Origin of the sequence: Methylobacterium sp. DB0501, assembly GCF_011043735.1 — a bacterium.
GTDB classification, from domain to species: Bacteria; Pseudomonadota; Alphaproteobacteria; order Rhizobiales; family Beijerinckiaceae; genus Methylobacterium; species Methylobacterium alsaeris.
Map to the genome: position 1 here is coordinate 22496 of NZ_JAAKGV010000014.1, position 17685 is coordinate 40180.

General features: G+C 69.0%; 19 protein-coding genes, 1 tRNA gene and 1 riboswitch. Of the genes, 5 read left to right on the forward strand and 15 right to left on the reverse strand.

Features of this window, described 5'->3' with window-relative positions:
* Positions 1-118: 118 nt before the first annotated feature.
* Positions 119-682, reverse strand: coding sequence for a thioesterase family protein (locus tag G4G93_RS20205; protein WP_165086660.1), 564 nt, complete (start codon positions 680-682; stop codon positions 119-121).
* A 237-nt stretch (positions 683-919) separates the two neighbouring features.
* Between G4G93_RS20205 and G4G93_RS20210 the strand changes: the two genes are divergently transcribed.
* Entirely contained in the window at positions 920-2338 is a 1419-nt protein-coding gene (locus G4G93_RS20210) for an FAD-binding oxidoreductase (protein WP_165086662.1), read from the forward strand.
* Positions 2339-2427: 89 nt separating this feature from the next.
* On the opposite strand, the gene G4G93_RS20215 is transcribed toward G4G93_RS20210, so the two are convergent.
* The 8 genes from G4G93_RS20215 to G4G93_RS20250 all read right to left on the reverse strand — a co-directional run bounded on the left by G4G93_RS20215 (position 2428) and on the right by G4G93_RS20250 (position 10134).
* Positions 2428-3012: a L,D-transpeptidase gene (locus tag G4G93_RS20215; RefSeq protein WP_165086663.1), complete on the reverse strand. Its 585-nt coding sequence runs from the start codon at positions 3010-3012 to the stop codon at positions 2428-2430.
* A gap of 180 nt (positions 3013-3192) precedes the next feature.
* A complete protein-coding gene (locus tag G4G93_RS20220) occupies positions 3193-5469 on the reverse strand; it encodes a CDC48 family AAA ATPase (protein WP_165086665.1) in 2277 nt (758 codons plus the stop codon).
* Positions 5470-5628: 159 nt separating this feature from the next.
* On the reverse strand, positions 5629-6525 hold the full coding sequence (locus G4G93_RS20225; RefSeq protein ID WP_165086859.1) for a metallophosphoesterase family protein: 897 nt from the start codon (positions 6523-6525) through the stop codon (positions 5629-5631).
* A 69-nt stretch (positions 6526-6594) separates the two neighbouring features.
* The gene (locus tag G4G93_RS20230) at positions 6595-7002 is read right to left on the reverse strand and encodes a VOC family protein (RefSeq protein WP_165086667.1); all 408 of its coding nucleotides are present in this window, start codon (positions 7000-7002) and stop codon (positions 6595-6597) included.
* A gap of 41 nt (positions 7003-7043) precedes the next feature.
* Positions 7044-8222 (reverse strand): FAD-binding protein, encoded by a 1179-nt coding sequence (locus G4G93_RS20235; RefSeq protein WP_165086669.1) that lies wholly within the window; start codon positions 8220-8222, stop codon positions 7044-7046.
* 84 nt (positions 8223-8306) lie between these two features.
* The gene (locus G4G93_RS20240) at positions 8307-8543 is read right to left on the reverse strand and encodes a hypothetical protein (RefSeq protein ID WP_165086671.1); all 237 of its coding nucleotides are present in this window, start codon (positions 8541-8543) and stop codon (positions 8307-8309) included.
* Positions 8544-8988: 445 nt separating this feature from the next.
* Positions 8989-9339: a hypothetical protein gene (locus tag G4G93_RS20245; protein ID WP_165086672.1), complete on the reverse strand. Its 351-nt coding sequence runs from the start codon at positions 9337-9339 to the stop codon at positions 8989-8991.
* A 312-nt stretch (positions 9340-9651) separates the two neighbouring features.
* Positions 9652-10134 carry an Lrp/AsnC family transcriptional regulator gene (locus G4G93_RS20250; RefSeq protein WP_165086673.1) on the reverse strand — a complete coding sequence of 161 codons (483 nt, stop codon included), beginning with the start codon at positions 10132-10134 and terminating at the stop codon, positions 9652-9654.
* 135 nt (positions 10135-10269) lie between these two features.
* Positions 10270-10356, forward strand: a riboswitch (ZMP/ZTP riboswitch).
* A 26-nt stretch (positions 10357-10382) separates the two neighbouring features.
* On the opposite strand from G4G93_RS20250, the gene G4G93_RS20255 reads away from it, so the two are divergent.
* On the forward strand, positions 10383-11699 hold the full coding sequence (locus G4G93_RS20255; RefSeq protein WP_246736909.1) for a bifunctional folylpolyglutamate synthase/dihydrofolate synthase: 1317 nt from the start codon (positions 10383-10385) through the stop codon (positions 11697-11699).
* Between the two features lie 173 nt (positions 11700-11872).
* Here the strand turns inward: G4G93_RS20255 and G4G93_RS20260 are convergent, their stop codons facing one another.
* The 5 genes from G4G93_RS20260 to G4G93_RS20280 all read right to left on the reverse strand — a co-directional run bounded on the left by G4G93_RS20260 (position 11873) and on the right by G4G93_RS20280 (position 14586).
* Positions 11873-12145: a hypothetical protein gene (locus G4G93_RS20260; protein ID WP_165086675.1), complete on the reverse strand. Its 273-nt coding sequence runs from the start codon at positions 12143-12145 to the stop codon at positions 11873-11875.
* Between the two features lie 85 nt (positions 12146-12230).
* Complete coding sequence (locus G4G93_RS20265) at positions 12231-12947, reverse strand: LrgB family protein (protein WP_165086676.1); 717 nt, start codon at positions 12945-12947, stop codon at positions 12231-12233.
* A 10-nt stretch (positions 12948-12957) separates the two neighbouring features.
* Positions 12958-13329 carry a CidA/LrgA family protein gene (locus G4G93_RS20270; RefSeq protein ID WP_165086678.1) on the reverse strand — a complete coding sequence of 124 codons (372 nt, stop codon included), beginning with the start codon at positions 13327-13329 and terminating at the stop codon, positions 12958-12960.
* On the reverse strand, positions 13326-14096 hold the full coding sequence (locus tag G4G93_RS20275; RefSeq protein WP_246736910.1) for a glutamine amidotransferase: 771 nt from the start codon (positions 14094-14096) through the stop codon (positions 13326-13328). Before G4G93_RS20275 ends, G4G93_RS20270 begins: the two co-directional genes overlap by 4 nt.
* Positions 14097-14103: 7 nt before the next feature.
* Complete coding sequence (locus tag G4G93_RS20280) at positions 14104-14586, reverse strand: TerB family tellurite resistance protein (RefSeq protein ID WP_165086679.1); 483 nt, start codon at positions 14584-14586, stop codon at positions 14104-14106.
* A 320-nt stretch (positions 14587-14906) separates the two neighbouring features.
* Between G4G93_RS20280 and G4G93_RS20285 the strand changes: the two genes are divergently transcribed.
* The 3 genes from G4G93_RS20285 to G4G93_RS20295 all read left to right on the forward strand — a co-directional run bounded on the left by G4G93_RS20285 (position 14907) and on the right by G4G93_RS20295 (position 16514).
* Positions 14907-14982: transfer RNA gene (locus tag G4G93_RS20285), tRNA-Thr, on the forward strand.
* 284 nt (positions 14983-15266) lie between these two features.
* Complete coding sequence (locus tag G4G93_RS20290) at positions 15267-16217, forward strand: hypothetical protein (protein ID WP_165086680.1); 951 nt, start codon at positions 15267-15269, stop codon at positions 16215-16217.
* A gap of 87 nt (positions 16218-16304) precedes the next feature.
* Positions 16305-16514 carry a hypothetical protein gene (locus G4G93_RS20295; protein WP_165086681.1) on the forward strand — a complete coding sequence of 70 codons (210 nt, stop codon included), beginning with the start codon at positions 16305-16307 and terminating at the stop codon, positions 16512-16514.
* A 330-nt stretch (positions 16515-16844) separates the two neighbouring features.
* Here G4G93_RS20295 and G4G93_RS20300 read toward each other — a convergent pair whose 3' ends face one another.
* Complete coding sequence (locus tag G4G93_RS20300; RefSeq protein WP_165086682.1) at positions 16845-17519, reverse strand: recombinase family protein; 675 nt, start codon at positions 17517-17519, stop codon at positions 16845-16847.
* Positions 17520-17685: the final 166 nt, after the last annotated feature.

Here is a 17685-nt window from a genome sequence, read left to right on the forward strand (position 1 = left end):
AGAAGGGCGGCGGGTTCGCCGGGGCTGCGCCCGATCGCCGGCGATCGGACGCTGCTCCACATCCTTGATTGGGCGCATTTCCTTCGACGAACCGGCGACCGCTTCGTCGGAAAACGCCCTAGTGGCGGACCCGGGCCCCGACGGCCGCGAAAGCCATCGTCTCCGGTCGGGCATGGCTGCGGGACGGGATGCCGATCACCCGGCCGAGATCGTCGGGCCGCGGCAGCCGGGCATGCGAGCCGAGCATGATGCCGAGATTGGTCTGGATGTCCTCCGGGAAGGGCGCCACGCGCCGCGTCGCCGGATCGACGTGAAGGGAGAGGTTTTCGGAGCTGGCCGCGACCCAGCCCTCGGCGGCGTGGCGGATCTCGGAATAGAAGTGGATTCGCTTCTCGTCGAAGCCGATGAGCTGGAGCGTCACCCGGACCGGATCGTCGAGCACCAGTTCGCGGCGGTAGCGCACATGAACCTCGGCCGCGAAGGTCGTGCCGCGTCCGCTCTCCATGTAGTCGGGCCCGAGACCGACGACGCCGAACGCCTCGTCCACCGCACGGTCGAACAGGACGTGGTAGTACGCCATGTTCAGGTGACCGTTATAATCGATCCAGCCGGGTTCGATCGCCATCGTAGACGACACGAAGGGCGCGAAGAAGAAGACCGATGCGGGACGGTCGTCAGCCATTGTGGGGCTCCCGATCAGGCGCAGGCGGGATGACAAGGGCGCCGAGCGGCGTACCATGCCTGACCCGGCGATGCACCCCCGGATGCGTTGCACCTTGGGGCAAGGTGGCCCACCCGCAGCGCACTTCTCCGTGACCGGGCCTCCGGATATGCCCGTAAGACGCCGGCTGCTAGAATGGTCGGCAAAAGGCCGCGCAACGGCCGTCCGCCTTGAGCCCGCCCGGGAGGTCGATGTCCCATGAACGCCCAGAGCCCCGCCCCGTCGCGCGAGCGCCCGTCCCCTGAGACCGTCGAGGCGGTGATCCGCGAGCTGACGGCGCAGTTCGGCAACCGCGTCGTCACCTCGCAGGCGGTGCGCGAGCAGCATGCCAGCACCCTGACCTGGGTCGCCAACCAGCCGCCGGACGCGGTGGTCTATGCCGAGAGCACCGAGGACGTTCAGGCGGTGGTGCGCGTCTGCGCCGCCCACAAGGTACCGGTCGTCGCCTTCGGCACCGGCACCTCGCTCGAAGGCCACGTCAACGCGCCGTTCGGGGGCATCTCGATCGACCTGAACGGGATGAACAAGGTCCTGGCGGTCCATGCCGAGGATCTGGATTGCGTCGTCCAGCCCGGCGTCACCCGCAAGGCGGTGAACGAGCACCTGCGCGACCAGGGCCTGTTCTTCCCGATCGATCCGGGCGCCGATGCCTCCCTCGGCGGCATGGCGGCGACGCGGGCCTCCGGCACCAACGCGGTGCGCTACGGCACGATGAAGGACAACGTCCTGTCGCTCACCGCCGTGATGCCGAACGGCGACATCGTCCGCACCAGCCCGCGCGCCCGCAAGACCTCGGCCGGCTACGACCTGACACGGCTCCTCGTCGGCTCGGAAGGCACCTTCGGCATCATCACCGAACTGACCCTCAAGCTCGCCGGCATCCCGGAGGCGATCTCCGCCGGCGTCTGTCCTTTTCCGAGCATCAAGGCCGCCTGCGACGCCGTCATCGTGACGATCCAGTCCGGCCTGCCGGTGGCGCGCATCGAGCTCCTCGACGAGGTCCAGGTCGCGGCCTGCAACGCCTATTCGAAGCTGACCCTGCCCGAGACCCCGCTGCTGCTGGTGGAGTTCCACGGCACCGACGCCGGCGTGCGCGAGCAGGCCGAGCGCTTCGGCGAGATCGCGGCGGAGTTCGGCGGCGGGCCCTACGAGTGGGCGACCAAGGCGGAGGACCGCACCCGGCTGTGGCAGGCCCGCCACGACGTCTACTGGGCGGCGGTCGCCATGCGCCCCGGTGCGAAGGTCATCGCCACCGACGTCTGCGTGCCGATCTCGCGGCTCGCCGAATGCGTCGACGAGACCAAGCGCGACATCGTCGAGAGCGGCATCACCGCGCCGATCGCGGGACATGTCGGCGACGGGAACTTCCACACCGCGCCGCTCGTGATGATGGACGATCCCGACGAGATCGCCCGGGTCGCCGGCTTCATCGACCGCCTGGTCGCCCGCGCCATCGCCATGGAGGGCACCTGCACCGGCGAGCACGGCATCGGCCAGAAGAAGATGCGCTACATGGAGATGGAGCACGGCTCGGAGGCGCTGAGCCTGATGCGGGTGCTGAAGCGGGCGATCGATCCGGACAACATCATGAATCCGGGAAAGGTCGTGGTGCTGTAGGCCACGGCGCCTCGCGCCCGAAGCGAAGCGGCGGTGCCGGCGTTCATGCCGGCACCGCCGCTTCGCAGCCGGGACTAGCGCGGCAGATCCTACGGCAGCACCACCACCTTCGTCCCCACCTTCACGCGATCGTACAGATCGATCACGTCCCGGTTGGTCATCCGAATGCAGCCCGAGGACACCGCCGCGCCGATCGTCTCCGGCTCGTTCGAGCCGTGGATGCGGTAGAGCGACGAGCCGAGATAGAGCGCTCGCGCCCCGAGCGGGTTGTCGTTGCCGCCGGCCATGTAGCGCGGCAGGTCGGGGCGGCGCTTGATCATCTGTTCAGGAGGGCGCCAGGCCGGCCATTCCTTCTTCATCGTCACGGTCTTGGTGCCGGACCACGAAAAACCCTCGCGGCCGACGCCGACGCCGTACTGCACCGCCTCCTGATTCGGCAGGATGTAGTAGAGCCGGCGCTGGCTGGTCGAGATCACCACCGTGCCGGGCTTGTAGGGACTGTTCCAGCCGATGGTCTGGCGCGGCACGCCCTGCTGGCGGAAGACCGTCAGGAAATCGGCGATCGGCCCACGGTCGAGCAGGCTGATGGCGTGGGCCGGCACCGCCAGGGTCAACAGCGTGGCCGCCGTCAGGAGCGGCTTCAGCAGGCGCCGCGGCGCGGTCAGACGGGTCATCGTCCCCTCCCGTTCGGTTAACATGGAACGGGTTGGCCGCCGGGCTGTGGCGAAAACAGGGCAGAAACAGTCGCCGGGCGGCCCGTGGTGCATCTGCGCCACAGGGCATTCCCGGCGCCGAGCCCGGCGCATCGGCGCCGACGCGGACTTGCCCGCGCCCGCAGGCGCGGGGGACGCGAGCTACTCCGCCGCCGGCCGGAGCGGCATGAAGCCGATCGGCTGGCGTTGCGGTCCCTCCTGCTTGAGGGTGCGCAGCATGGTCTCGTAATCCTGCTCCATCTCGGGCGTCACCGAGGGCCGGGTCTCGTGCAGGGCCGCGTCGAAATGGCCCTGGTGGACGCGCTCGCTCGCCAGATCCTCGCGCAGCGCCATCAGGCCGGCACGGCGGGTCAGGTCCTCGAGGTCGGCGCCGGTGAAGCGCGTCGTGCGCTCCGCCAGCCCATCGAGGTCGACGTCGTCGGCGAGCGGCATCGCCCGGGTGTGGATGCCGAGGATGTGGCGGCGCCCGGCGATGCTCGGCACCGGCACGTAGACCAGCTCGTCGAAGCGGCCGGGGCGCAGCAAAGCCGGATCGACGAGGTTCGGCCGGTTGGTGGCGGCCATCACCACCACGCCCTGCAAGTCCTCGAGCCCGTCCATCTCGGCCAGGATCGTGTTGACCACCCGATCGGTCACGGCGGGCTCGCCGAGGCCGCCGCCGCGGACCGGGGCGAGCGAGTCGATCTCGTCGATGAAGATGACGGTCGGGGCGACCTGGCGGGCGCGGGCGAACAGGCGCGACACCTGCTGCTCGGATTCTCCGTACCACTTCGAGAGCAGGTCCGAGGACTTGGTGGCGACGAAATTGGCCTGCGCCTCGCGCGCCACCGCCTTGGCGAGCAGGGTCTTGCCGGTGCCGGGGGGGCCGAACAGCAAGAAGCCCTTGGCCGGGCGGATGCCGATGCGGCGGAACGCCTCCGGGTTGCGCAAGGGCAGCTCGACGCCCTCGCGCAGCTTGGTCTGCACGTCCCCCAAGCCTCCGATATCGTCCCAGGTCACGTTCGGGACCTGGATCATGATCTCGCGCAGGGCCGAGGGCTGGACGCGCTTGAGGGCGTTCAAGAAATCCTCGCGGCAGACCTGGAGCTTCTCCAGGATCTCCGGCGGGATCCCCTCCTTGAGGTTGATGTGGGGCAGCACCCGGCGGAGCGCATCCATCGCCGCCTCGCGGGCCAGCGCCGAGAGGTCGGCGCCGACGAAGCCGTAGGTGGTCCGCGCGATCTCGTCGAGATCGACGTTGTCGCCGAGCGGCATGCCGCGGGTGTGGATGGTCAGCACCTCGCGCCGGCCGGGCTCGTCGGGCACGCCGATGATGATCTCGCGGTCGAAGCGACCGGGCCGGCGCAGGGCCTCGTCGATCGCATCGCGCCGGTTGGTGGCGCCGATCACCACGATGTTCTGGCGCGGCTCGAGGCCATCCATCAGGGTGAGCAACTGGGCGACGATGCGCCGCTCGACCTCGCCGCGCACCTCCTCGCGCTTCGGAGCGATCGAATCGATCTCGTCGATGAAGATGATCGCCGGGGCGTTGCGCTGGGCTTCGGAGAAGATCTGGCGCAGGCGCTGCTCGGATTCGCCGTACTGGCTGCCCATGATCTCGGGGCCGGCGATGTGGAAGAACTGCGCCTCGGTCTCGTTCGCCACGGCGCGGGCCAAAAGGGTCTTGCCGGTGCCGGGCGGGCCGTAGAGCAGCACGCCCTTCGGCGGGTCGATGCCGAGGCGCTGGAACAGCTCGGGATGGCGAAGCGGCAGCTCGACCATCTCCCGGACCTGGTCGACGGTGGTGCCGAGCCCCCCGATGTCGTCGTAGGTGACGTCGGCGCGGCGGACCTCCTTCGGCTCCTCGTAGAGCGGGCGCAGCTCGACCTCGGTCTCGGCGGTGACCTGGACGATGCCGCGGGCCGGCTGGGTCGAGACCACGACGAGGCGGATTTCCTGCAACCCGTAGGCCGGCAGGCTGAACATCTGGCGCAGCTCCTCGGGCACTTGGTCGCGGGCGAAGCGCGAGGGCACCGAGGTCGAGATCACGTCGCCCGACACGAGCGGCCGGCGGTAGAAGGTGCGGCGCAGGGCCTCGCCGGAGCCCTGCAGGCGCAGGTTCTTCTGGGCCGGGGCGAGCACCACCCGGGTGGCGGGGCGGACCTCGGCCTTGCGGATCTCGACGTGGTCGCCGGAGCCGACGCCGGCATTGACGCGCTGGAGGCCGTCGAGCCTGATGATGCTGAGGCCCTCGTCCTCCTGGCCCAGCGCGATGGCGAGCGCCGTGGTGTGACGCTTGCCGATGATCTCGATCGGCTGGCCCTCCTGCAGGCCGAGGCTCTGCAGCACCGCGGCGCCGACCCGGGCGACGCCCCGCCCGACATCCTCGGCCCGCGCATTCGCGACCTGCGCCTTCACGTCGCCTGCTTCGTCCGCCATCCGAGCGACCTCGTTCTCCGGGTCGGGACGCCACAGGCGCCGCCGCGGGCGGCCCTGCCGCCCTGCCCTGCCGCAACACCGGCGCCGCCCGCGGGGCGGCGCGTCGGCGGGAGAACGCCGGCTCGCCTGAAATGTTGCGGCGCGAGTTAGACCCTGATCTCAGGCCTTGAGGGTCAGGGTGCCGAGATCACCCATCCCACCCTCCGGCAGGAGGCCGCGCAAGGTTGCGGTGATCGCGTAGCCGGTGCCCGTCCGCCCGATCTCGTAGAGGTGGTAGCCGGCGCAATGCTTGAGCGCCCCGCCGCGGGCGGAGGCCGAGGGCGCACCGATCACCGGCACCCGCCGCCCACCCGGGGCCATCAGGAAGGCGACCGAGCCGACATGGTTGTGGCCGTGCAGCACGAGGTCGGCGCCGACACGGCCGATCATCGCCTCGAAGGCGTGGGCATCGGTGAGGTTGCGCCCCGCCTTGGCGCCGCCGACATGCGGCGGATGGTGGATCATCACCACCCGGCACGGCCGCTCGGGCTCGGCGGCGAGATCCCGCAGCATCCGCTCGGCGGCCCGGATCTGGTCGGAGCCGAGGCGCCCGGTCGCCACGAAGGGCGCGGTCGGGATCGCCGAGGACAGCCCGACCAGCGCCAGGGGGCCGCGCCGGCGCAGGTACGGAAACGCCTTGTCGCGGCCGGCATCGTCCCGGGTCCAGGGCCCGACCGCGTCGAGCAGGCCCTTGAGCGAACCGCGGACATAGGCGTCGTGGTTGCCGGGCACGAAGCTCACGAAGCCGGGCTCGCCCAACCCCTCCATGAAGGTGCGGGCCGTCTCCCACTCGCTCGGCAGGCCGATATTGCACAGGTCGCCGGTGCAGGCGATGTGGTCGGGTGCGGCGGCGCGCAGGTCGGACACCAGGGCGGCCAGGATCTCCATGTCGTGGGTGAGCTTGCGGCCGCGGCTCCAGTTGACCCAGCCGGTGGCGCGCTTGCTCATCAACTGGCGCAGGCGCGGGCGCGGCAGCGGGCCGACATGCGGATCGGTGAGGTGGGCGAGGCGGAACATCGCGGCAGACCGGTCGAGATGCGTCACGCCGGCCGGATCATCCGTCCAGCCCGGATTCCGGGCGCTCTCTCAGGCATCACCTTCGGCTTCATGACACACCACGCAGAGCTTGTTGCCGTCGAGATCACGGACATACGCGCCGTAATAGGCAGGATGATAGTGCGGCCGCAGCCCGGGAGGACCCTCGCAGGTGCCGCCCGCCGCGAGGGCGAGCGCATGGCAGCGGTCGACGCTCGCCCGGGACCGGGCGGTCAGCGCCGTCATCGGCCCGTTGCCCGGCGCGGGAGGCTCGCCGTTCCACGGCCGGCCGACGATCAGCAGCGGCCGGTCAGCATCCCGCGGCATCCAGCCGGCCCACCCGTTCTCGGGCTCATGGAAGCGGAGCCTGAGGCCCAGCTCCTCGAAGAGCGGGGCGTAGAAGGCGACGGCGCGGGCGAGGTCCGCCGTGCCGAAGCAGACATGCGAGATGACGCTCACGGATTGAAAATCCTCCCGGATCCCGCTCCCGACCGCGCCGGTCAGAGCCCCGGATACATCCGCCCCGGGTTGAACAGCCCTGCGGGATCGTGCGCGGCCTTGAGGCCGGCGGTGATCCGCATCAGCGGCTCGGAGAGCGGCTCGAAGACCGGCACCGCCGCCCGGACCGCATCGGGCGCCCGCACCAGCGTGGCGTGGCCGGCGCCGGCGAGGGCCCCGCGGACGGTCTCCGCCCCGGCATCGGCCGTCGCCGGGGTGGCGAGCCAGATCAGGCCGCCGCCCCAGTCGGCGAACCAGCGTGCCGGCCGGGCGGCGGCGATCGCGGCGGTCACCGCGGGGAAGCGGCCCGGGGCGGTCGAGAGCCGCCACACCGCCTCGCCGCCGCCGGCGAAGGGCAGGACGTCGCGGACCGAGAGCCAGAGCCGGCCCGCGGGCTCGGCCTCCAGGATCTCCGGACGGCCGAAGCGGCGCAGCAGCCGGCTCAGCTCGCCGAGGCGGTAATCGACGGAAGCCGAGAAGCCCTCGATGCGCAGCAGCGTGCGGGCCGGCCCGTCGATTCCGTCGGGCAGGTGGGCGGCACCGGTGATCTCGAACGGCGAGCCGAGGGCGAGGCTCATCGCCTCGACGGCGCGGGCATCGTCGAGGCCGGCGAGGACCAGGGTGGCCGTGCGCTCCGGCACGGGCAGCACCTTGAAGGTGACCTCGGTGAGGAAGCCGAGGGTACCCCAGGAGCCGGCCATCAGCTTCACGAGGTCGAGGCCGGTGACGTTCTTCATCACCCGGCCGCCGGACTTCACCACCTCGCCGCGCCCGTTGACGAAGCGCACGCCGATCAGGCTGTCGCGGGCGGCCCCGCCGGCGATGCGCCGCGGGCCCGAGACGTTGCCGGCGGCGATCGCCCCGATGGTCGGCACGCCGGACGAGCCGAGCAGCGCGCGGTGGTCCATCGGCTCGAAGGGCAGCATCTGGCCGCCCTCGGCCAGCCGCGCCTCGACCTCGGCGAGCGGCGTGCCGGCCCGGGCCGATATGACGAGTTCGGCCGGCTCGTGCAGGGTGATGCCGGTAAGCCCCGCGGCCGACAGCGTCGCCTCGTCCTGGGCGGGCCGGCCGATCCCGGCCCGGGTGCCGCCGCCGACGAGCCGCAGCCGCTCGCGCCGGGTTGCCGCCTCACCGATCAGGCCGGCTGCCTCCGCCTCGCTCCGGGGCTGGTAGATGCTCATCGGGGGCTCGCTCGCCGGGTACGCGCGGATCGGGCGCGGATCATTGCGGGCAACCGGGGCCGGTGGCAAGCGTGAGAGGCGCCGTCAGAGCAGGTCGAAGCCGGAGCGGCCGGCCATATCTTGCAAGGAATCGCCCAAGAGGCGGTCCGTTTCCTCGATCGTCCAGGCCCGACCGTCCGGCAAGGGGACCGTAAGCGTTCGATCCTGCGAAAGCGCGCCTTGGAGGCGTTGGCGTCCCGGCAGGACATCGACCCTCAGGTCGATTCTGTGGGCGATCGTTCGATCGGCATGGATGCCTTCGGCGGTGAGGACCGCCTTCACGATCCTCTCGGGAGCTTGAGCGCAGGGATAGGGCGCCTCGCGTCGAACAACGGAAGCGTAGCTCGCCGCTCCAGCCCCACTCCGGGGGGTACCCTACCCCGTAGAGGCTTGAAGGTTTCCACAACGTCTATGAGGTCCAACCTATCGTAAAATCGAATTTTTTCTCGTCCGCAGGCGATCCCGGGCCTGCCCGATATCACTGAAAGTTGTAGAGAGTGCATGACCGATACAAGGCAATGTCAATCAGATCACGTTGTGCGAGATTGTGTTTAATTGATCTCTAGGCATACTAAACACACCGTGTCATTCCGGGCTCCGCTACGCGGCTCCGGCATGATGCGGGGGGGCGTGAATACTGTCGGTCTTGTCAAGCAGGCTCTGAATATCTAGCCCGCAGAGGCGGGGGCGTCGACCGTCGGGCGCCTCGTCGGGAGCGGCCCGTCCCTCACGCGCGATCCGGACCGAGCCCCGCCGCCGCGAGCAGCGCCCGGTCGATATCGGCCGCCGACAAAGCCTCGCGCAGGGCCTCCTCGTCGGCGTAGATCATCACGTCGCAGGCCTGATCTCCGCCGCCCTGCAGGCAGGTCCGGATGACGTAGCGGCCATCGGCCATGCGGTAGAGGGTCTGGGTGATCGGAACGGGATCGCCGGGCGGGCTCGTCACGCGGCCGATCGGATCGGCGAAGAGGCTCACCGGATCGACCGGGGATCCGACGACCGGACGGAACTGCACGACCTGCGGGCGAACCGGGGGCCGCTTCTGCGGGGAGGTCGCGTGGCTCTCTGGCATCGTCATCCTGTGGTCGTCGTCATCCGGCAATCACGGCGCGCGGGCAATGTTCCCGAGTATTGACCGCAGGCCTGGATCCTCCGACGGTCGCACCAATCCCGGCCGAACAACTTAAAGTTTTATTTACTTGCCGTCTCCAGATCGATGAACTCGCCTGGGAACCACATGATGACCCGAGGCAGCGGCTCCGCGCACCATCGAATTCGCACATGACTGGGGCGAGGGTCAGCGTCTCACAGTTAAAAAGTGCGGAGGGGCACCAATTGCGGAGTGCGGGGGCCGCCGGTTAAACAGTGCGTACCGCACCTGGCGGCGGCGTCACGCCTCGGGCGCACCCTGGTCGAGGGGGGCGATCGGCTCGTCCTTGATCTGGTCGAGGGCGAGCGCCGTCCGCACCGTGCGGACGTTGGGCAAGCCGGTGAGGTGACCGACGAGCTGCTGGAAGGCCCCGAGATTCGGTGCGACGCATTTGAGCAGGAAGTCGGTCTCGCCCGACAGGGTCCAGCACTCGCGCACCATCGGCCAGTTGCGCATCTCCGCCGCGAAGGCCGCAAGCTCCGCCTGGCCCTGAGCGGCGAGCTGCACCATGGCGAAGCACACGACCTCGTAGCCGAGTGCCTTCGGCTCCAGGAGCGCCCGGTAGCCGCGGATGATGCCGGCCTCCTCGAGCGCCCGGACCCGGCGCAGGCAGGGCGGTGCCGACAGGCCGACGCGCCGGGCCAGCTCCACGTTGGTGATGGAGCCGTCGGCCTGCAGCTCCCGGAGGATCGCCCAGTCGATGGCGTCGAGACGGGCGGGCAAAGCGGCGGGCGATCCTGAGCGGGGGCGGGATGAGGGTGAGTAGCCGCCCAGGGAAGCCGGCACAAGCCGAGCCGGCACGCGCCAAGCACAAGTGAGGGCAGCCGGTTGCCCGCCGCCGGCTCGTCTCTTATGGGGGGCTGTCCGCGTGACTGGCGAGGTTCAAGGTGGTCGAAACCACCGGGGAGCGCGGGCGTCCTCCTGCCGCTCGCCTGGGCACCCTCCCCGACTCGACCGACGGGTGACCCATGATGGCCGCGCCGACGAACGCCGCGCACGACGATTTCTTCGCGCCCTGCCCCCTGCCCCGGGTGCTGGACCGCCTCGACCGCCTGACCGACTGGGAGAAGCGTCCCCGCGGCGGGATGCGGGTCGGGCTCGGCCCGATGCGCGACCTGCTCGCCCGCCTCGGCGAGCCGCAAGCGCTCCTGAAGGTGATCCATGTCGGCGGCACCAAGGGCAAAGGCTCGGTCTGCGCCCTGATCGAGGCCGGGCTGATGCGGGCCGGCCTCAGGGTCGGGCGCTACGCCTCGCCCCACGTCGAATCCGTCACCGAACGGGTCTGCCTCCAGGGCATCCCGGTCGAGGATCCGCGGCTCGCCGGAGCGCTGACCCGAGCCCTCGACGCCCACGAGGCGGCGCGGCGCGACGGCACCGAGGGGGCCGACGCGACCTGGTTCGACGTCCTGACCGCCGCCGGCCTCATGCTGTTCAGCCAGGCCGGGCTCGACTGGGCGGTGATCGAGGTCGGGCTCGGCGGGCGCCTCGATTCGACCAATGCGGTCGACGGGCTGGTCGCGGTCGTCACCAATGTCGGGCTCGAACACACCGAAATTCTCGGGACCACCCGCGCGGCGATCGCCGCCGAGAAGGTCGGCATCCTGAAGCCCGGGGCGGCCTTGGTCACCACGCTGGCCGCCGACGACGAGGCCGGCACCGTCGCGGCCGCCCGCGCCGCGGCGCTCGGCTGCCCGGTCCTGCGGCCCGCGCTTCCCCCCGGCGCCTCGATCGCCGAGGAGAATGCGGGCCTCGCGGGGCTCGTCCTCGACCATCTCGGCGCGAGGGGCATGCGTGGCCGCGACGGTGCTCCCCTGCAGGCGGGCCTCGTCGACGCCGAGGCCCGGGCGAGCGCCCGCCTGCCCGGACGCCTCGAGCGCAGGATGATCCGCACCGTGCACGGTCCGGTGCCGGTGGTGCTCGACGGCGCCCACGTGCCGTTCAACCTCGCGGCGGTCCTGCGCGACCTCGACGGCGGTCCGGACCTCGCCGGCCCGTGCACGGCTCTCGTGGCGCTCGCCGGCGACAAGGATGCGGCCGGCTTCCTCGCGGTGCTGGCCCGGCACGCCGCGGCGGTCGTCTGCACCGAGATGCCGGAGCGGCGGGGCCACGCCGCCGCCGCGCTCCGGGCGCTGGCCGCCCGCGAAGGAGTGGAGGCCGAGGCGGTGGCCTTGCCGGAGGCGGGCCTCGCCCACGCGGCGGAGCTGGCGGCCCGGCGCGGCGGATGGCTGCTGGTGACGGGCTCGCTCCACCTCGTCGGGGCGCTGCGGGGTGCGACCGGCGCACCGTGAGCGCCGCGGCCGGGGCGGTCGAATCGGTGTCGTGAGTCGTGACGATCAGTCGAGGATCGGAGACGACGAGCGGAACTCCGCGAGGTCGTCTCGTGCGACGACGTCGAGGAGTTCCGCCCTGTCGTCAGGTGCCTGTCGTGATGGGATCGTGCAAGCCGGCGTGCGGCTGCACTTCACACGTTCTGCGCTTCGGGCGCCGTTCCCTCCGGCTCAGACCGGGGCCACGCCCTGAACCGGATATACTGCTCCACCGTGAAGGCGCTGCCTCCCAGCGCGATGAGGGCGAGAAGGGCCTCGCGGAAGTCTCCAGGGTTCGTCATGACGGTTACCCACAGTTCGATGGATTTTTTCGGTGTCCGCAGCGTCCGTTGTCCGGCTGCATCAAGATAATGACCGAGGAAGTCCCGCGTTGCAGGCTTTCGTCCGCAAACCGACATCAACGTCATTACAATTTTTTAATCTATGGGATCCGTCCGGGACGGCCTGCCGCATCGCCAGCGTCGAGGCGGCTGCACGCGTCGTACGGCCGGGTCAGCGCAGCAGCGCCAGGGCGAGCGGCACCAGCACCGCGGTCAGGAAGGCGTTGAGCCCCATGGCGATGCCCGCGAAGGTGCCGGCGACCTCGCTGACCTGGAAGGCACGGGCGGTGCCGATGCCGTGGGCGGCCAGGCCGACCGCGAAGCCGCGGGCGCGGTAATCCTTGATGCCGAGGCGGTCGAGCAGCGGCGTCACCATGATGGCGCCGAGGATGCCGGTGAGGATCACCAGCACGGCGGTGAGCGTCGGGTCGCCGCCGAGCGCCGAGGTGATGCCCATGGCGACGCTGGCGGTGACGGATTTCGGCGCCAGCGCGATCAGGATCGCATCCGGCACGCCGAGGAGCTTCGCCGTGCCGATGCCGGTGGCGAGCGCCACCGTGGAGCCGACCACGAGGGCCGCCAGCATCGGCCCCAGCGCCCGGGTCACCGTCTTGCGGTGCTCGTAGAGCGGGATCGCCAGGGCGACCGTGGCGGGGCCGAGCAGGAAGTGCACGAACTGCGCGCCCTCGAAATAGACCGCGTAGGGCGTGCGGGTGACGAGAAGCACGAGGCCGACCATCCAGATCGCGTGCAGCACCGGATTGGCCAGCGGATGCCGCCCGGTGGCGGCGGAGATCCGGTCGGCGACGACGTAGGCGGTGAGCGTCACGGTGAGCCACAGGAGCGGCGTGCGCGACAGGAACACCCAGAGGGCGAAGTCCCCGGTCATCGCCCGGCCCTCATCGTCCGACCCATCGGGCGACGGCGATGAAGGTATAGACGGTGGCCACCAGCGCGAGCGCCGTCGAGACCACCAGGGCCGCCGCCAGCGCGAGGCCGTGGGCCGCCAGCACGTCGAGCCGGCCGATCACGCCGGCGCCGGCCGGCACGAACAGCAGCGACAGGTGGGCGAGCAGCCCCTTGCCGGTGCGCTCCAGGGTGCCGTCGGTGAGCGGGGCCGGCAGCCCGCCGGGACGCCGGTCGCGAAAGACCAGGAGCCCGAGGAGCAGCGCCATGCCGACGACCGGACCCGGCACGGGCAGCACGAAGGCGCGGGCGACGATCTCGCCGGCGAGCTGGCACAGCAGCAGCAGGGTCAGGCTGAGGATCATGACGCCGCGAGGGTCTCCGTCCCGACTCCCGCCAGCCAGTGGTCGAGGAAGGCGTCGAGCCAGCGCGCGACGTGGCCGTCATGCATGAAGCGACCCTCGATCTGGCGCGCCCGGTCCTGCGCGCCGGGCAGGCGCAGCCGCTCGGCGGCCCGCACGGTCCAGCGGCAGATCATGGCGTGGGTGACCTCGGGATGGAACTGGAAGCCGAAGGCCGCCGGCCCGACCCGGATCGCCTGGGTCGGGAAGTCGTCGCCGGTGGCGAGCGTCTCGGCCCCGGCCGGGCAGGTGAAGCCCTCGCGGTGCCAGTGATAGACGTGCGACGGCCAGGGCTGGCCGATCTCGCCGGCGAAGTCCCGGCCCTCCTCGGTCGGCAGGAGCGGGTAATAGCCGATCTCGGCCCGGCCCTCCGGATGGGCGCAGACCGTCGCGCCGAGGCATTTCGCCAGCATCTGCGCGCCGAGGCACAGGCCGAGGAACGGCCGTTCCTCGCGCAGGGGCACGCGGATCCAGTCGATCTCCTGGCGCACGAAGGCGTCGCCGTCATTGGCGCTCATCGGGCCGCCGAAGATCACCGCGCCGGCATGGTCGCGCATCGTCTCCGGCAGCGGGTCGCCGAAGCGCGGGCGCCGGATGTCGAGGGCATAGCCACGCTCCAGGAACAGCCGGCCGAGGCGCCCGGGGGTCGATTGCTCCTGGTGCAGGATCAGCAGCACGGGCCGGCGGTCGGGCCCGGGCGTCCCGGCGGGGCTCATCGTGGAGGGGCTCATCGTATGATCACCGGGCCGGTACCTGCTGGGCCGGCAGCCCCGCCAGGGCGACCGCCCTCGTGGCGGTGATGGCGGCGTCGTCGAAGCCGAGGAGCTGCCCGAGGCGCCAGACGAGGTCGTCCTCGAATTCGTGCACCTGCCCGTCGGCGGCCGCCACCGCCCAGGCGAGGCCGAGCAGCCCGCGCCGCTCCTCCTCCGGCACGTCGCGGCCGATCATCTCGACGAGTTCGGCCACGTCGCGGGTCTGGTCGTCGAAGCCGATGGCGCGCTCGATCAACGCCCGTGCCGCCGCCTCGCTGGGGGCGAAGCGGTGGGTCAGCAGGCGGGCGAGGCGGTCGCGCTCGACCGCCGCGAGGGTGCCGTCGACCCGCGCGACGTGGACGAGCAGGGCCGCGGCGGCGAGATGCGCCTCGTCCCCGGCATCGGGCGGCGAGGCGGGCGCGCCGAACATCTCGGCGGCATAGGCGCGAAGGCGGGCGATCAGGGGCATTGGGGAGATTGAGGTTTTCCGGCTCATCATGGTCGGAATTCGACGCCGTCGCGTCAAGCGCCAAGAACCGTCAAAGGTTGCCGATCCGGGCTCCCCGGGCTGCATCGCTGGTCTGCGTTGCGGTCCGGGCGATGAGCCCGGGCCACGCGGGAGTCCGGCACGACGCGTCCGGTGACTCCCCTTCCTCGAGAACCTCCCCGCCCTGAGAACCTTTGCTCGAGGACCCTTGCCTGGAACCTTTGCCTAAGAACCCTTGCCAACCCGGAACGCCACAGGTAATAGGACGCCCATCGGCACCCGGTTCACCCGGTCCGGTCGGCGCCGCAATAGCTCAGCTGGTAGAGCACCTCATTCGTAATGAGGGGGTCGGGGGTTCGAATCCCTCTTGCGGCACCATTATTTTCCAACGGCTTAGATGGAAATCAGCCGTTGTCTGCTTCCCAGAAAATCGGCTTGGGAAGCGTATGGGAAGCGCTTTGTGGCGCATTCGGATCGGCTGGCCATTCCTGGTAGGCCAGCGATGGCAGCCCAATCCTACCGTGGCCCGACGCTGCCGCTTCGCTAATTGCCTACTCCCCTCTCTTGTCGGCCGTGCTTCTCGGCATGCATAATCGACACGCCGCCGAAATTTTCGGGTTTAGAAAAAGTGGCGCTTTAAGCGGTAGCGCCGGAGGTCTCGCATGCTGCCTGCGACCGAAAAAGAACGTATGGATGTTGCAGCGTATTACCTATCGCAATCTCCCGGTGCGACCGTCAATTTCCTGCAAAAAGTCTACTCCGAAGCCATAATGGGCCACCAGCACGACGTATGGGACGTGCATGCAACAGATGGACGCTGGTGGGTAATCACCAATCCAACGAATTTATATTCGCAGGACCAGTTTCCGAATATGGACTTGGCTGTCACGTTCCACATGGGATTGTGTTTGCGAATCCCACGCGGCGAACGCCATAACGCGCCGGTCAGACGCCTAAAGCCCTTCGCTGCTGTTTTCGAGATGATGCGGGAGGTTTCTGACGCCCTCACACAAACCCGAAACGTCGGCGACTATCAGGCGATTGGAGTGCGAAGCCGAGAAGCCTTGCTCGCGTTCGTTGCGGCTGCGCAAGACGCAGCGGAATGGCCGGCAGATGAAAAGCCCAAGCGTGCCGATTTCCGGGCATGGATCGAAATAATTTGCAACACGGCTCTTGCGGGGTCGGAACAAAAAGAGCGTCGGCGTCTCTTGAAATCCCTACTCAGCGAAGCATGGGTGTTTACCAACTGGCTCACTCACGCCCGTTCTGCGACATGGCACGATGCTGAAGCCGCTCAGTGCACGACAGAGCACGTTTTAGGTTTGGCGATGTCGCTTGTGATCCGCCATTGCCGCGCGGTGCCCGAGACGTGCCCGGAATGTGGATCATCAAGCCTTTTTCCCGAAGAAGGAATGGAGAAGGAAAGCCCCGAAATTGTTTGGGAGCGGCCGGTCTGCGATAATTGCGGATGGTCCGGGGAGGTTGTCCAAGCAGGTGAGCGCTCCGATGCCGAATTGGAAGAAATCTTTACTCGCATCGGTGGGGCAGATAATAGCGAATGCCTGATGCCAACCGTCCCCCTTATGGGGCTTAAAAAGCCATCTTGGGTCTAAAGTTTGCTCCTCACATTCAGTCGCGTTAGAGAATGCTGAAATCTAACGCGAATCATCTGAATTCACACAGATAATCAGGATTCTCAGATGCGTGCGCACGTTATCGCACACCGGATAGGAATGACGATATCTTCATTGATTTGGATTTTTATTTTCTGCGGTTATGCCATATATGATGTGAATTTAATTCAAGCTGTTGGGCTGTATATTGTCATGCTTGCATCAATCATGGGATTCGCCGTCTACGCCCTTTGTCGCGCGATTGGCTGGATTATCGCTGGATTCTCATCGGCATGACCACACCGAGGGCGACGGGTCTTTTTCGGATACCCTGGCTATTTGCCCCACGTTGCGCCGTTAATGGTTTACGCCCCTTCGTGAATTTTTCGGTGCATGGCCTTTTGCCAAAAACACCCCCGGGGTGGGGGTCTATCGCAAAATCGCCCGTACGCGGGAATGAGGCTGTTCCCCTTTTAAATTGGAGGGGGCTTGTCGCGCGACCACCGTTTTAGAGATGGGCCTTGAGCCTCAACCCGGGGGCGGGGGGCTTTTTCTCGAAAGGCCCCCACCCTGCGGCTACGTGGCCGCCCCAGCCCGCGCCGCCGATGGTTCCGGGCTCGGCCGGGGCTACCACGTGGATCGGGCGAGAACCCGAGACACCTGGACCGCGGACCACGTGCCGCCCCGGGCAGTAGGAATGTCCCGGGCATTCAAGGCACCTGCGATTTCCCGCAGACTGGTGGCGCCGCTGGACCGAATCTCCTCGATAATCTCCATCAGGTCGAACGCACGGCTATCCGCCTTCGCCTTCATGGCGGCTCCGCCTTTGGCTTGAGCCTCGGCAGACGGGGTGACGCCGCGATCACCCCCGAGACTGGCACCCCGTGCCTTTGCCGCGGCCAGGGCTGCCTTGGTGCGAGTGGAAATCATTTTCCGTTCGGCTTGAGCGACTACGGCCATGATGCCCACCACCAATTCATTTGCCTCGGGCATATCGGCGGCGACGAAGCGCACGCCTGCCGCCTGAAGGTTGAGCAAAAAGGCCGCGTCGCGAGACAACCGATCCAGCTTCGCAATGACCAGCGTGGCGCCGTGGAGGCGGCAGAGGCGTAAAGCTTCGGCCAGCTTCGGCCGATCCGACCGCTTGCCGCTCTCCACCTCGACCACCTCTTGAATGAGGCTCCACCGGCCGCCGTTGAGATAATCCGTCACCGCCTTGCGCTGCGCCTCAAGCCCGAGGCCGGACGCGCCCTGTTTCGCCGTTGAGACGCGCAGGTAGGAGATGAACTTGCCTTCGGCCATGGACAGTCACGCCTGTTACGAACTAGCCAACGTTCGTTGACAGTTTTGTAACAGGCTCGGCCGGTAGCCGCAAGCGCCGGCCCGGGCGAGCGTTGACCAGCGTGCGGCCGGCGGCGCGGGGGCGGCGGTTGGACTGAGGTGAGCCCGATGCCTTGAGGCACGGCAA